Origin of the sequence: Paenibacillus odorifer, assembly GCF_000758725.1 — a bacterium.
GTDB classification, from domain to species: domain Bacteria; phylum Bacillota; class Bacilli; order Paenibacillales; family Paenibacillaceae; genus Paenibacillus_AQ; species Paenibacillus_AQ odorifer.
The window spans coordinates 6,095,469-6,110,716 of the sequence record NZ_CP009428.1 but is presented as its reverse complement, the minus strand read 5'-3'; the positions used below and the strand labels follow the sequence as shown (position 1 = coordinate 6,110,716).

Sequence of the window (15,248 nt, the reverse complement as noted above, 5' to 3'; positions counted from 1 at the left end):
ATGCTGTCACAATGGATTCGGCGGCTGCTTCTCCCCCGGCATGTTGATAAAGAGATGGAGCTCCGTAGAGCCTCTACCAGCGTTACACTGACCATAAGTCATTATAAAAATGTCTCGCAGGAAATTCAGGAGGAGATTGATCGTAACCGGTTCGCCAAATATTTAGTTTATGATCGAGGGGATCATGATGCACATGATTGAATTTTTATTATTGGTGCTATATGGCACTAATACGGCTTGCGGATTATACATTATTCATCGCCACAGGCAATATTTTTACGAAAGATTCCAAAAAGGTGTGGTCAGCGTGTTTATGCTGGCTATGCTTTTTTTCTTATTGGCTTATACATTCAATATGCTTATCGTTCTACTATTCCGTTTGGCAGAATTACTAGGAGTGGACATGGCAACATGGCTGACTTGGCTTAATTATAGCTGGGCTATTGCCCAATTCGGTACAACTGGTGGAATTATAATATTAGCGATACTGACACGTTCCGGGAAATACGACCAATTTATTTATCTGAAAAAGATAGACAGAAAAGAGGAACTTCATGCTGACAATAACTCAGGTGAAAAATAAATCAGCCCAACGTCTAACCAACCTACACCCCGTAGTCCGTTCCGCTGCTACTGCTCTAATCGAACGTTGCTACAAACTCAATATCCCCATTCTCATTACGCAGGGATTTCGCACAATTGCCGAGCAGGATGCTCTATATGCCCAAGGCCGCACCAAGCCCGGAGCGATTGTCACCAATGCACGTGGCGGATATAGCTATCACAATTTTGGATTGGCCGTAGATTTTGCTCTTTTGCTGCCGAATGGATCTAGTGTGTCTTGGGATATGTGCCGGGACGGCAATAACAACCAGATCGCAGATTGGCAGGAGGTTGTGAAGGAGGCAAAAGGGCTGGGCTTCGAGTGGGGAGGCGACTGGACAAGCTTCAAGGATTACCCCCATTTTCAAATGGCGTTTGGGTTAACACTCACACAGTTACGAGCAGGGACAAAGCCCTCAACATCTGCGGTGGAGTCAGCGTATAAGGTCATCCATCGGAAGGAGGAGGAAGAATTGAAGAGTGATGTTATTGCTGTCGTAAAGGTTAACGGGGTTAAAGTTGCAGATGGAGTGCTTGAAAAAGGCATCACCTACGTCCCTATACGTGTTATTGCAGAAGCGCTGGGTGCTCAGGTAGGTTATGATTCAGCGACTCGAACGGTTGAGATTACAAGTACCCGCTAAGGAGGGAAAAGGATGGAAATTGGAACAATTTTAGATGATGTTATGGCGTTCGCCTCTATATTAGCGGTATTCGTACTGGCACTGGTTCAGTTGGTCAAAAATAGTATCAACATCCCGCGTAATGCAGTACCGATTATCGGACTATTGATAGGTTTGTTCATCGGCGTAGTAGCGTATCCTTTTACCGAACTCGATTTAGTGCTTCGCCTTTGGGCTGGGGGCCTTGCAGGTTTATCTGCGACGGGGTTGTTTGAGCTAGCTTTTAAGGATCGCCCGGGCACGACGAAAGAGTAAGTGGATAATAGGTACGAATCATAAAAAAGGGCTGTTCCAAAAAGTCTGAATAAGACCTAAGGAAGAGCCCCATTGTTTTTCTTATGATATTACATAAATAAGTTTCAGAACGAAAGCGTGCTGCCGGGTTGTAAAGAATATAGTCCTGTGAAACCTTCTCCCTTTAATATAGAAGCTACTTGGTCGATATGTGGTTTGGGAGCATGGACGAGCACTGTCCGGTGGCTGGGAATCGTTTGGAGCATTTTGCGAATGTCCGGCAAGCCTTGATGGACTTTATAGCGGATAAGTGAGACTGTACAGCGCACGCTGCTAGATTCTCCGATCATAGCTTGCTTAACAAGGCGATGTCCAAAGCTTCCCGCCGCTAAATGTCCCGTAAAAATCACATGGTTGTCAGGAGAAACAGAGAGCTGGTGAAAGTATTCTTGTGCTTTTGCTGACTGCATCATCCCGTCATTAGTGAATACGATAGCTCCCTTAAGATTCAACATTGCCTTCGCGCGTTCGTCCGAATTAGATACAACACACAAGCTTTTTCTGTTAAAAAGCGCATTTACGCGCTGAATAGCGTCCTCTTTCAGCCATTCCACCTTGTTGCTTAAAGCTCGTAAAGGAGCGACGAGTGCTTCTTCAACGATCAATTGATGATCTGGAAAACACTCATTTGCCCATACGATCAATTCCTGGCTTCTGCCATGGATAGGCACGGGAAGGAGGACTGTACCCTCTTTTTGCAAGGTGTTGTGGATGGCTATCTCTAATTGCTGTAATTTTACAAGCTGCTCATCAGGATCTGCCCCATAAGCAGCATCGATAATGGACAGATCAGCCACATTTTTAGCTTCGGCTTCCATAATTGCTGGTGTGTCTGCCGTGAGCAGCTGCGACTCCTCCGTATAATCCCCCGAGAAAAATACAGTTTTGTCCTCCCATTCTAAGCCCAGCCAAACCGAACCTGCTAAATGCCCGCTACGTCCCCATTGAACTCGAAGGTTAGGCGCAAGCGTCAGCCAAGTTTGAGGGGAGACATACTCCTCTAAATACTTGAATTGAATAGCTTCTTTATCCGTTTCCTCATAGGGGAGCGGGGCGGATTGAGCCGCCACATATTTATCCCAGGCCTCGAAATAATCAGGAAGCTGTAATGAGGTGGATCTAGTAGTCCATACCTTACCTCTGTATCCGTGTTTATAAAGTAAGGGCAGCGCTATGGAATGATCCTCATGAGCATGAGACAGAAATACTGCCTGCAAATGTGGAATAATATCCTTATCAAGTAGGGGGTATTCCCCTGGGCCTTCTTTTTTTACGCCACAATCGAGCAGGATGCCATTTCGTGAATCCTTGCCCTGCAAAAGATAGGAGGAACGGCCATGCTCTCCGGCCCCTCCCCAAATCGTTAGTCTGCTCATTGTTGTCTCCGCTTTCTATCTGGGCTTAAATATTCTAAGACTAATAGTAATAGGGTAGTGATGCCTACAGAGATTACAGCCATGGCCATCCCCATCGCTACCGCCCCTTGTTCAAACTGGGCGAAAATATAGGTCGCCGAGGTCTGCATTGAAGGTGGCAGAATGAGTAACGAGGCTACCAGTTCCCGATTGGAAATGGTGAAGGTCATCATCCAGCCAGCCACCATCCCCGGAAGGATGAGGGGAAGCAGGATACGGCGGAACACATACAGCTTACTTCCTCCGAATACTTGTCCCGCTTGCATCAGAGAGGAATCGATCTGCCCATAGCTTGCTTTTACATACTGAACAGTATAAGGAAGGAAAAGTACGACATAAGTCAGTACAACCATCCAGTAGGTATTATAGAGCGGGATAGGCATCCAGCGGGCATTCCACAGCAGAATAAGCCCTACTACAATTACAATTCCCGGGACTGTATTTGGAAGCAAGCTGAATAAATCTGTAATTTTCTGCTTGAATGTAGCCCCTTTTCCTACCGTTAAGGCAAACCAAGTCCCGAGAATAACAGCGATACTGGAAGCAACGATAGCTAATGTAAAGCTATTTAATAAGGCCTCAAGTCCTTGCGAACCCGGGGATAACAGCTCTGCATAATGTTTTAAGGTTAGATTGCTCCAGGATACACCTTCTCCCCGAAGCTTCAATAATGAGGCTGTTATGATAGAGAAATAAGGAATGCCGATGGATGCCAGAAGCAATAGAAGAACATAACCCCAGCTAAGAAACCCTACGATTCCTGTACTCTTATAACGGTTAGTACGAGTTCCTTTTCCACCGATCAGACGGTAAGAGTAGCGGCTGCTAATTACAGTTTGGATGTACCACATGACAAGGCAAACTCCGAGCAGCAAGGAGGCTAGTGAAGTAGCCTTACCGAAATCAATCGGCCAACTGGAGATATATTTATGGATCTCAGAGGTCAGAACGTAAAAGCCGATCCTACGGCCAAAGGTCGCAGGGGTACCGAATTCAGCAATTGTTTTAACGAAGATGAGCAGTGCTCCAAGCCCATAGCTAGAGAGCAGTAAAGGAATAATCACTCTTTTAAATCTGTAAAAGAAGGGGGCGCCGTGAACAGAGGCTGCTTCCTCCAGATTGCCCCCGATCTGCAAAAGCGCATTGCGCAGCAGCAGATACAGGAAGGGGAACAGGTGAAGGCTCATGATCAGCACCATACCCCCATAGCTAAAGAAATACGGTGTAAGCACGGAGGAGGAGGGCAGAAATTGCTCCATATACCCACCCGTCTGCATAAACAACATCCAGCCCATAGAACCAATGTAAGGCGGCGTCATAAATGGAATTAACAGCACGACATCCAGCCAGTTGTGACGCCCTAAGTCGGTTTTTGCCATAATCCAGGCTAGAGGCAGCGCAAACAAAGTAGTTAGCAGAATAACGCTTACCCCAAGCCCGATAGAATTCAGCAGCACCTCTACTAGGTCATTGCTCCCCATAATGGTTCGTAGTGGTGCGGCTATGTCGAGATGCCCCTCTGGATAAATACTGGTCCAGAAAATGAGCAGGAGTGGCAGCAGCACGAGCACGGTTAGTATAAATAAAGCCAGTCCACCGCTCACCCATTTAAATGAGCGCAAAGAGTTAGTATTCATTACGCTTATTTAAAAATTTGTGTGAAGGTCGAGGAAACTTCATCGCTGTGCTCATTCATCCATTCCCAATTCACATCAAATGTTTTGATTTCTTCAAGATTGGCACGATTTTCTGCCTTCACGTCAGTTCTGCCTGGCAGCAAATAGGCTTTGGCAACAAGGGCTTGCGCTTCATCGGAGAGAAGGTAGTCGATAAAAGCCTTAGCGTTATCTACATTCGGGCTTGTCTTAATGATCGCAGCCGGACGAGGGCTGATTACAGTTCCTTCAGCAGGATAGACGATATCCACAGGTTCTCCGTCAGCTTTTGCTTTATAAGCCATGTAATCTACCCCAGCAGCAACGACGGATTTAGCACCGGTAATCACCGGATCAAGTGCCTCTTGATTGGCGCCTGCCATAGCTACTTCATTGCTTTTATATTGTTTAAAAAGATCCCAGCCACTGTCCCCCTTAGCACTTAAATACCCAGTCATGAAATCAAGAGCCGAGCCGGAAAGTGAAGGATCGGGGATATTGACTGCACCCTTCCATTCCGCTTTGCTGAGGTCATCCCAGGAGGTCGGCGGTGAGCTTACTTTTTTGGTGTTGTAGACAATACCGAGTGCGGATGCACTGTAACTGAAATAGTTACCTTCATCTATATCTGACCAATCGCTAACCAGCTTGTCTGCATTAATCGCTTCTTTATATGGAAGTAATAATCCGTCGTTTTTCATTCCTTGCATGGACGGAAGAGAGGCGAGGACAACAACATCAACGACCGGATTGGATTTTTCTGCTTCCATGCGGGCAAGTATTTTTCCTGTAGTGCCTTGGAACATTTCAACTTTAACGCCAGTTTTGGCTTCAAAGCCGTCTTTGATTTTATTGGCTAAACCTTCAGGGCCTGCACTGTAAACGACAAGATTGCCGCTTAGTGTCTTTTCTGTTGGTTGTGGGGCTTCAGTTTGCGTCGCCGCCGCAGTATCGGTTTGGTTGTTGCTTGCGTTAGCCGCAGGAGTGTTCGAGGAGCCGCAGCCCATTAGAGTAATGCCAAGTGCAGTTGTTAGAAGAAGTGAACTTAACCCTTTTGTCTTTTTCATTTGATTCAATGTAATTGCCTCCCTAATATTGTTGTGTGCATCTTGCTGCATGGAACAGCATCATATAGAGCCATTCCATGCAGTGGACGCTTAATTCAGATGATGGATTTGGTGCTCTGAAGCGTACAGCTGAATCTTTTCCCCTACAGGTAGGCGCCGATCATGATAAGCGGTCCAAGTCCCATTTTGCTCCATGTTCAGAATGATCTCATAGCGATCCCCCATATAACTCACATGCTGAATAGTCCCTGTAAAAGGAAGAAAGGAAGCATCCTCCTGAGACCAGCGTAAATGTTCTGGACGCAGCATCTGTTTATCCGGAACGATCCAGTTGGATTTTCCAATAAAGTGTGCCACAAAGGGATGACTCGGTTTACGATAAATGTCCTCAGGAGAACCACTCTGTAAAATAGTGCCACCTTGCATTACAACTACTTCATCTGACATAGACATCGCCTCGGTTTGATCATGCGTCACATACAGGGCTGTAATGCCCATGTTTTTCACCAAGGAGATTAACTCCAGCCTCATTTCATCTCGCAAGACCGCATCTAGCGCACTTAATGGCTCATCGAATAATACAAGCTGAGGGCGCATGACTACGGCTCGGGCAAAAGCAACCCGCTGCTGTTGTCCACCGGACAGCTGGTGTGGAAAACGCAGCTCTAACCCCTCCAGCTTGACCGATCGAAGTGCCTCCTGTACCCGAACCCGTAAATTCTTTTTTTGTTTGGAAGCTCGAAGTCCGAAGGCTACATTCTCGAACACAGTCAGATGCGGCCAGAGGGCGAAATCTTGAAAAACCATGCCAAAGTTACGGCGATGAATAGGGTGGCTAATTCTTTTGCTGCCTGAAAAAATAAACTCATCATCGATCAGAATTTCTCCTGCATCCGGTGTTTCCAGCCCAGCAATCAGACGGAGTAGTGTCGTCTTTCCACAACCTGAAGGACCGAGTAATGTCGTAAAGCTTCCAGCGGGAATCTTCAGATCTGCAGCCTTTAAGGCATGCACATCTCCGAATTTCTTTTCCAATCTGTGGATTGTAATTTCCTTCATTCTATCTACCTGCCTGTTCTTAAGCTTGTTCTTAGTGTAAAGGTAAAGAATTCCCGCTATATTTGCTGAATGTAACTGTGATATTAACTTTTTTGCCGATTTATTTTAACATTCATAGAATTCTTCTATGTTACCGTTTAGGAAAAGGCGAGGGAGTGGAAGAGAATGAACCTTAATCTAATGAAGCTGGAAATTGTAGAACTGCTGAATAAACATAAAAAAATTACCACGGTAGCAGATAAACTTGGACTAAAGCAGCCCACCGTTACGTATCATTTGAAGAATTTAGAGCAGCAATTGGGGGAGAAGTTATTTGAATCCAGAATGGATAAAATGATTCTTACGGAGAGTGGTAAAGCTTTTCTTCATTATGCAATCAAAATCAATGCGCTTGCTGCGGAGGCGGAGCGGGTGGTAAAAGAGTTCAGTCAGGCAGGCCGGGGGACGCTGAAAATTGGTGCCAGTTATGTTCCAGCTACATATATTCTTCCAAAAATATTGGGGCTGTTTGGCGAACAACATCCGGGGATTACCATTTCTTTATCGGTTAAACCTTCACCGGTGATCAAAGAAATGCTTGCCAGTCATGAGATTGATCTTGGTATCTTGTCTACGGAATCTTTTTATCTGCCTGATCTGCATACTCAAGCCTTATGTGAAGATGAGCTTGTCCTTGTTTTTGCACCTACACATGATTTTGCCGGATTTTCTAATTTAAACTCGGCGATGATCGCTTCAGCGAGCTTTATTTTGCATGACAAGGAATCAAGCACACGCCATTTGACGGATAAATGGTTTGAACGAGAGGGAAAAGAATCAAAACCGCATATTTTGCTCGATTCACTGGAGGCGATTAAGCAATCGCTTATGAGTGGACAGCATGTCTCATTTATTTCACGACTTGCTGTGGAGGACGAGGTAGCCAGAGGAAGATTGCTAATGCGAGCCATTCCGGATTATAATTTTGAAAGACATATTTATTATTCGTATAACCGTGATCGTCATTATTCTCCTTTAATTGGACTGTTCATTGACCAGCTCCGCACAATCCGAATATAAGCATACATAGAGAATATACGATAGAGCCATTATATATATGAAAGAATACATAAAATATAAGGACTGTATAAATTCAGAAATTGGTGTATAATCTTAGGTGCTGTGTCGCTTTACAGCACAAAAAAGTTGCAGATTTTCAAACGGTTTTATTGTATGATATGAGGAAGCTTTAATAGACGATATTTAGACAGACAAACTTAACACATTGATCCGGAAGAGAATGGGGGGAGCAGCATGACCGAACTTACGACTACCGTCAGCAAAAGCAACTCTAACAATCTGCTGCGACGGGACGTACGGTTCTTGGGGAACATTTTAGGAGAGGTCTTGGTTCACCAAGGCGGTAACGAACTGCTAGAGATCGTGGAGAAGATCCGCGAGACCAGTAAATCGCTACGCTCACTATTTTTACCTGAACTGCATAGTGAATTTAAGGAGTTAATCAATTCTTTGGATCCGGAGAACCGTCATCAGGTAATAAGAGCGTTCGCCATTTATTTTCAATTGGTGAATATTGCCGAACAGAACCACCGGATTCGCCGTAAACGTGACTATGAACGTTCAGCTGGGGAGACAGTTCAACCCGGTTCTATAGAAAGCGCTATTCAAGAGCTTCGTGAACGTGATTTCTCTCATGAGGAAGTCAACGAGATTATTGAAGGATTGTCTCTGGAACTTGTAATGACGGCACATCCAACGGAAGCCATGCGCCGTGCGATTCTCGATATTCATAAACGGATATCCGATGATGTTATGGGTCTTGATAACCCTACTCTAACTTTCCGTGAACGTGAACAGCTTCGCGAGAAGCTATTGAATGAAGTGATTACGCTTTGGCAAACGGATGAGCTACGTGACCGCAAGCCAACAGTACTCGATGAAGTGCGCAATGGAATGTACTATTTCCATGAGACTATTTTCCATGTATTGCCGGATGTGTATCAAGAGCTTGAACGCTGTCTGAGCAAATACTATCCTGGACAGAATTGGCATGTGCCAACCTACTTGCGTTTTGGATCATGGATTGGTGGAGACCGTGATGGTAACCCTTCGGTAACCTCAACGGTCACTGCGCAGACTTTACGCATGCAGCGTAAGCTGGCCATTCGTGAATATCAGCGGATTATGCGTGAACTCATGAAATATCTAAGCTTTAGCACAAGTATTGTTAAAGTAACGCCTGAGCTAGTAGAATCCATCGAAGCTGATCGTCAGATCATTAACCTAGGCAAGATGGAAGAATGGCGCAATGACAATGAACCTTACCGTATTAAACTTAGCTACATGATCTCTAAGACACAAAATGTTTTGGATGATGAGAAAAAGGATACTCCTGAGCGTTATGCTACACCTGAGGAGTTCATAGATGATTTGAATGTCATTGACCGCAGTCTACGGCATCACTACGCCGACTATGTGGCCGATACTTATATTAAAAAGCTAATCCGCCAAGTGGAGCTGTTCGGATTCCATACGGCAACTCTTGACGTGCGTCAACACAGTCAAGAACATGAAAATGCCATGACAGAAATTTTGGCGAAGATGAACATTTCGCCGGACTACTCTAAGTTGACGGAGATCGAGAAGATTGATCTGCTGGAGAAATTGCTGAATGATCCACGTCCGTTGACCTCTTCTTACCAGACGTATACTGAAAGTACAGAGGAGTGTCTGGCTGTTTACCGGACGATCTTCGCATCGCAGGAAGAGTACGGCAAACAATGTATCACCAGTTATCTGATCAGTATGGCTGAAGCTGCGAGTGACATTCTGGAGGTTATGGTCTTCGCCAAAGAGGTAGGACTATTCCGCAAGGATAATGACGGTACAGTTGTATGTACCCTGCAAGCAGTGCCACTTTTTGAAACGATCGATGACTTGCATGAAGCACCGCAAATTATGAACACACTGCTCAATATGCCGATCTACCGTGATGCGGTAAGAGCAATGAATGATTTGCAGGAAATCATGCTTGGATATTCAGATAGTAATAAAGATGGCGGCGTGGTTACTGCTAACTGGGAACTGCGTGTTGCCCTAAAAGAAATTACAGCGACAGCGGATAAGTTCGGAATCAAGCTGAAGTTCTTCCATGGCCGTGGTGGAGCGCTCGGCCGCGGGGGTATGCCACTTAACCGCAGTATTCTTGCTCAGCCAGCTTCGACAATTGGCGGCGGGATTAAGATTACCGAGCAGGGAGAAGTGATCTCCTCCCGTTACTCGATGCAAGGGATTGCTTACCGCAGTTTGGAGCAAGCGACATCTGCACTTGTAACTGCAGCAATTAGTGCGAGAGTGCCACAAGCGGATCTTTATGAAGAGAAATGGGAAGAGATTGTGGCCCGGATTTCTGAGGTCTCACTGAACAAATATCAGGATTTGATCTTCCGTGATCCGGATTTCCTGACTTATTTCAAAGAATCAACACCTCTGCCTGAGGTTGGAGAGCTTAATATCGGTTCCCGTCCTTCCAAACGGAAGAACAGCGACCGTTTTGAAGATCTACGCGCAATTCCTTGGGTATTTGCATGGACACAAAGCCGTTATTTGCTCCCAGCCTGGTACGCTGCTGGAACCGGACTGCAGAGTTTCTATGAGGGTAAGGAAGAGAATCTGAAGATAATGCAACATATGTATGAGAACTTCTCATTCTTTACTACACTGATAGATACGCTGCAAATGGCTATTTCAAAAGCGGACTTGATTATTGCTAAGGAATACGCCAGCATGGGCAAGAACGAGGAAGCACGTCAACGGATCTTCGGCCAGATTGAAGATGAATTTAATCTGACCTCTGAGCTGATCCTGAAGATTACAGGCCAGCAGGATATTCTGGATAACGTTCCTGTGATTCAAGAGTCGATCAGACTCCGTAATCCATACGTTGATCCGCTTAGCTACCTGCAGGTTCAATTGCTATCCGAGCTTAGAGCGCTCCGTGAAATCGATGGAGATGATAGCGAACTGCTTCGCGAAGTATTGCTTACCATCAACGGCATTGCCGCCGGTCTTCGGAATACCGGCTGATATAGTCTTAACAACAAAAAGTCCGCCCTATTTGGGGCGGACTTTTTTTGCCAAATACAAGTTGTTGTGATCATAAACTGTATATTGCTGCTGTGAACTTTACTTGTTCCTAAATATTGGAGAGTCAAACCCGATATTTTTTTATTACCCTACCCAAGTAACCGAGATGTAATCGGAGGTAAATAACGTGGCACTTATTAATTTGGTGATGGAGCAGCGTAGAGAATATTTGGAACTGTAGGAGCGCCAGCGTTCGCCTTTATCCTCAGATTTCGACCGCTATTTGCGGTTTATAATCAGGAAATGTGAGGATAACAGCGACCGGAAGTCCAAATAATTCTCGGAGCTGCACTTAATCGCCTATACCAAGTTGTCCAGTTTTTAACTCAGTTTACATAGAAGGTTACAATACAATCCTTGATTTTTACACAAACTTGAATTACGATTTAATTGCTTGTACCGTGGATATTTGCGAAGAAATACCAAGGGCGGCAAGTCTGGGGGAGTTAACAGGTGGAGAATTTGGAAGGCAGATTGACAAAGCTCGCCTTGAAGGGCGACCAAAGGGCATTTGCCGAGCTTGTGGAACTATATAAAGACAAAATATATCATTTAGCTTACAGGATGTTGAACAATCGCCATGAGGCGGAGGATATTGTTCAGGAGACCTTTTTGCGTGTGTATAGGAATTTGGATCGTTATGATGATAAACAGAAGTTCTCCACATGGATTTACCGGATTGGAACGAACCTCTGTATTGATAGATTGCGTAAACGAAAACCAACCTATTCGCTGGATGCTGAAATGAACGATCAGGAGGGCCTTGATGGCTACTCGTTGATTCCGAGCGATAATGTGACACCTGAGACCGAACTATTGCTCTCTGAGACGCAGGGGCTAATCTATGAGGCGATTGACAGTCTGCCTGTGAAATACAGGTCGGTGATGATTCTGAGGTACCTGCAGGATCTGTCACTTCAGGAGATTAGTGATGTCCTGGATATGCCCGTGACCACGATTAAGACGCGTGTACACCGAGGCCGTGAATTTTTGCGTAAAAAATTAGGCCCGAAAATGTAAAAATAGATTTTTTTTATGAAACATCTTTTCGAGAGCGACGTATGTAAGTTAAGCAAGTCTTATGTGTCCTGACCCTTTGTCTTAGGATAATTAAATAGCACTCATGAAAGGATTGGCTCCTATGGAATGCAAACTGGCCGTCTCTATGATGCATGACTACTTGGATGACGACTTGCCCGAACAGCAGCAGAGGGAATTGAAGGAGCATCTTCTATCCTGTCCAGATTGCCGTGCAAAGTTTAAAGAATTGGAACAGACAGATATGTTGATGTTCTCCCTAATGCATCAGAATCCTGTAGCTTCAGATGATCTTGTGAGCCGGATAATGAGTTCATTGCCAAAGACTAAGAAAGAAAAAGCCTTTATTACCTGGATCAAGAGACACCCTGCACTTACAGCGGCATCTCTATTCCTTGTCGTTATGCTGATGAGCACCGTAACTTTTTGGAGTCCAGACAGACAGCTTGTAGTTAGAGGTGTTGATTTGGATCAAGTGGTCATCAAAGGGGATACTGTAATTGTACCTTCCGGCAAAATAATTACCGGAGACCTTACCATAGAGAACGGTAAAGCACAGGTATATGGAGAAGTGAACGGCAACGTGACAGTCATTGACGGATCTCTATATCAGGCTTCAACAGCTCATATTTCTGGGCAAGTCAAAAGCATAGACCAGGCAGTAAGCTGGTTCTGGTATAAAGTGACGAACATGTTCTCTGAAGTTGCCTACCGTTAATGCGGGCAGTGGTTACCTTGAGCAGGAATATTAATTAGCGCCTCTTTTTCCGGAAAGATGGCGCTTTTTTGTTTCCTTAAATTGGGTGGTTTCGGAAAAGATTGAGGGACTAAACTTGCAACTGAAGCCTGAACGTTATAACCTAGATATGTTACAGAGCTAACAGACATTTTACATAAACCCAGCTAATTTGAAATGACGGGGGTTTTAGGCAATGAGTTATTTTACTGAGCTAACATGGAAAGATTCCATTAAAGATATAATTGATATCCTAATCGTCAGTTACATTATTTATAAAGTGCTTAATATGGTACGCGGGACGCGGGCGATTCAGCTTTTAAAAGGGATATTGGTCTTGGTCTTGATTTGGGCGTTAAGCACAATCTTGGACTTGTATACACTTAAATGGCTAATGAATCAAATGTTTACATTCGGGGTCCTAGCCGTCTTTATCATTTTTCAGCCGGAACTACGAAGGGGACTGGAGCAACTTGGACGGGGCAGATTTTTCGGACGGGCTGGAGAAAGTGACGAGGAGATCAGTAAGCTAATCGGCGAAGTGATTAAAGCCGTGAATTATTTATCTCGTAGAAAAATAGGGGCGTTAATCGTTTTTGAGCGGGAGACGGGGCTAAACGAATATACAGAGTCAGGTATACCCATGCGTTCCCTGGTCAGCTCCGAATTGCTCATTAACATCTTCATTCCCAATACACCTCTGCATGACGGAGCCCTTATTATGCAGGGAAATCAGATTGCTGCGGCTGCTTGTTACTTACCTTTGTCCGAGAATCCTTTTATCAGCAAAGAACTGGGAACCCGTCATCGCGCTGCTATAGGAATAAGTGAGGTTGCGGACTCGGTGTCTGTCATTGTCTCAGAGGAGACAGGGCAGATTTCCCTTGCAATTAATGGCCAGATCGTGAGAGATATTAAGGAAGAATCCATGATATCGAAGCTCCATCAAGAGCTTAGTGTAAGTTCATCGCTGAAGGAGAAGGGTTCAACTTTCTGGAAACGGAAGGGGGACAAGAATCATGGATAAGTGGATGAACAATAACAATTTCAATAAGATTCTGGCCCTTGTGTTCGGGATCATTTTGTTTACGATGGTTCATGTCGATACTGCGCCTTCTGGACAGACAACAGTGGATATTAAAACAAAAACTATTGAGAATGTGAAGATTGAAGTGACCGGCCTTGACGAGGATAAATATGTCCTTGAACCTTTGGCTGTCGACAGTGTGAGTCTGGAGGTAGCGGGTAAAAATTCCGATATCTCCTTTCAGTTCTCGGATGACTATAAAGTAATGCTTGATCTGACTAAGGTCGAACCTGGAGATACCACGTTGCCACTTTATTATAAACTGCCAAAAGGTGTATCCCTGGTAAGAATGAATCCTAAAGAGGTTACCGTACATGTAGAATCACGGAATACAAAGTCTTTTCCCATATCCTTGGTTACGAAGGGGAAACCTGCAGAGGGCTACCAAATAGGCACCCCGGTCCTGCAGCCTACAGATACTGTCGAAGTCACACTTGCTGATAATGAACTGAGCAAGGTAGCTAAGATACAAGGAACCATTGAGCTTAACGGTGAGAATGAGACATTTAAAGAGAAAAAATTGAAGCTACACGCTTATGATAAGGATGGAAATGAAATTAAAAATGCTGTAATTGAGCCTTCTACTGTATCCGTGGAATTGCCGATTACCTTACCGTTTAAGAGTTTGCCGCTGGAGATTGGCTTTACTGGACAACTTCCGGATTCTCTCGTATTATCCAAATTGACACCTGAGCAGGAAGCAGTCGTAGTGTATGGACAAGCAGAGGCTTTGGCAGCTTTATCAGCCTATGAAGCCACTGTTAACCTTAGTGCAATAGATTCTGCTGGAACGAAACAAGTAAGGGTGGATCTGAAGGCTCCGGCTGGAACGGAGAAAGTTATGCCCGAAGCCGTAAACGTTTCATTAACCATCTCAGAAATTGCTGAGCGGACGATTGAGGCGGTACCTATCAAGCTCCAAGGCGTGGGGGATGAATTGGAAGGAAGTATCATTAATCCTTCAAGCAAGGAAATTGCGCTTACCTTAAAGGGTGCGCCTGCTTTACTAGATCAACTTGATAAGAAAGATATAGGGGTTGTGGCTGATGTTAGCGGTCTTTCGGCTGGAACTCACGAGGTTTCTTTGCGGGTATCGCTGCCCCAGTTTATCGCACTAGCCAATTCAGGGGTGCCTCTTACTGTGACCGTGCAGCTGTTATCACCTGCAGCGCCAGTTCCTACACCTCATCCAGATACGGGGGGGGTAACTACTACTCCTGAGCCAAGTTCTGAACCTGTTATAGGTGATGAGGAACCTACGGAGAAGCCCACTCATAGCGGAGAGGCTGGAGCAACACCAACGCCTGTACCAACGGATACCAATCCGGAGAATAACGGCACAGCTAACACAAGTACGAATTCCGAAAATCCTGTAGGTACGGGTGGGACGTAATCTTATGAGCCCAGTGGTACACCAAAATAGTATGCAAATCATATGATAGTACATTAAGCTAACGTAGCGTAT

General features: G+C 44.9%; 14 protein-coding genes. 10 read left to right on the top strand and 4 right to left on the bottom strand.

What is annotated here, in order from left to right; genetic code table 11:
* The 4 genes from PODO_RS26605 to PODO_RS26590 are packed head-to-tail and all read left to right on the top strand — an operon-like array spanning position 1 to position 1,541.
* Positions 1-201: a hypothetical protein gene (locus tag PODO_RS26605; protein WP_036681274.1), complete on the top strand. Its 201-nt coding sequence runs from the start codon at positions 1-3 to the stop codon at positions 199-201.
* Positions 170-583: a hypothetical protein gene (locus tag PODO_RS26600; protein ID WP_218918664.1), complete on the top strand. Its 414-nt coding sequence runs from the start codon at positions 170-172 to the stop codon at positions 581-583. Before PODO_RS26605 ends, PODO_RS26600 begins: the two co-directional genes overlap by 32 nt.
* Complete coding sequence (locus PODO_RS26595; protein ID WP_038573421.1) at positions 555-1,247, top strand: M15 family metallopeptidase; 693 nt, start codon at positions 555-557, stop codon at positions 1,245-1,247. Before PODO_RS26600 ends, PODO_RS26595 begins: the two co-directional genes overlap by 29 nt.
* 12 nt (positions 1,248-1,259) lie before the next feature.
* Positions 1,260-1,541 (top strand): holin, encoded by a 282-nt coding sequence (locus PODO_RS26590; protein WP_036681278.1) that lies wholly within the window; start codon positions 1,260-1,262, stop codon positions 1,539-1,541.
* 104 nt (positions 1,542-1,645) lie between these two features.
* On the opposite strand, the gene PODO_RS26585 is transcribed toward PODO_RS26590, so the two are convergent.
* The 4 genes from PODO_RS26585 to PODO_RS26570 all read right to left on the bottom strand — a co-directional run bounded on the left by PODO_RS26585 (position 1,646) and on the right by PODO_RS26570 (position 6,776).
* On the bottom strand, positions 1,646-2,956 hold the full coding sequence (locus tag PODO_RS26585) for an MBL fold metallo-hydrolase (protein ID WP_038573419.1): 1,311 nt from the start codon (positions 2,954-2,956) through the stop codon (positions 1,646-1,648).
* Positions 2,953-4,632, bottom strand: a complete 1,680-nt coding sequence (locus PODO_RS26580) for an ABC transporter permease (RefSeq protein WP_038573417.1) — start codon at positions 4,630-4,632, stop codon at positions 2,953-2,955. Before PODO_RS26580 ends, PODO_RS26585 begins: the two co-directional genes overlap by 4 nt.
* A 5-nt stretch (positions 4,633-4,637) precedes the next feature.
* On the bottom strand, positions 4,638-5,717 hold the full coding sequence (locus PODO_RS26575; RefSeq protein ID WP_038574896.1) for an ABC transporter substrate-binding protein: 1,080 nt from the start codon (positions 5,715-5,717) through the stop codon (positions 4,638-4,640).
* Positions 5,718-5,807: 90 nt separating this feature from the next.
* Complete coding sequence (locus PODO_RS26570; RefSeq protein ID WP_038573415.1) at positions 5,808-6,776, bottom strand: ABC transporter ATP-binding protein; 969 nt, start codon at positions 6,774-6,776, stop codon at positions 5,808-5,810.
* A 165-nt stretch (positions 6,777-6,941) separates the two neighbouring features.
* Here PODO_RS26570 and PODO_RS26565 point away from each other — a divergent pair, with 165 nt between their 5' ends.
* The 6 genes from PODO_RS26565 (at position 6,942) to PODO_RS26540 (ending at position 15,176) form a co-directional block, all read left to right on the top strand.
* Complete coding sequence (locus PODO_RS26565; RefSeq protein ID WP_036681285.1) at positions 6,942-7,835, top strand: LysR family transcriptional regulator; 894 nt, start codon at positions 6,942-6,944, stop codon at positions 7,833-7,835.
* Between the two features lie 234 nt (positions 7,836-8,069).
* On the top strand, positions 8,070-10,862 hold the full coding sequence (ppc, locus tag PODO_RS26560; RefSeq protein ID WP_038573414.1) for a phosphoenolpyruvate carboxylase: 2,793 nt from the start codon (positions 8,070-8,072) through the stop codon (positions 10,860-10,862).
* 513 nt (positions 10,863-11,375) lie between these two features.
* Positions 11,376-11,942, top strand: a complete 567-nt coding sequence (gene sigW, locus PODO_RS26555; RefSeq protein ID WP_036681288.1) for an RNA polymerase sigma factor SigW — start codon at positions 11,376-11,378, stop codon at positions 11,940-11,942.
* 121 nt (positions 11,943-12,063) lie between these two features.
* Positions 12,064-12,678: a zf-HC2 domain-containing protein gene (locus PODO_RS26550; protein WP_036681404.1), complete on the top strand. Its 615-nt coding sequence runs from the start codon at positions 12,064-12,066 to the stop codon at positions 12,676-12,678.
* Positions 12,679-12,892: 214 nt separating this feature from the next.
* Positions 12,893-13,723 (top strand): diadenylate cyclase CdaA, encoded by an 831-nt coding sequence (cdaA, locus tag PODO_RS26545; protein ID WP_038573413.1) that lies wholly within the window; start codon positions 12,893-12,895, stop codon positions 13,721-13,723.
* Complete coding sequence (locus PODO_RS26540; protein ID WP_052097346.1) at positions 13,716-15,176, top strand: CdaR family protein; 1,461 nt, start codon at positions 13,716-13,718, stop codon at positions 15,174-15,176. Before cdaA ends, PODO_RS26540 begins: the two co-directional genes overlap by 8 nt.
* Positions 15,177-15,248: the final 72 nt, after the last annotated feature.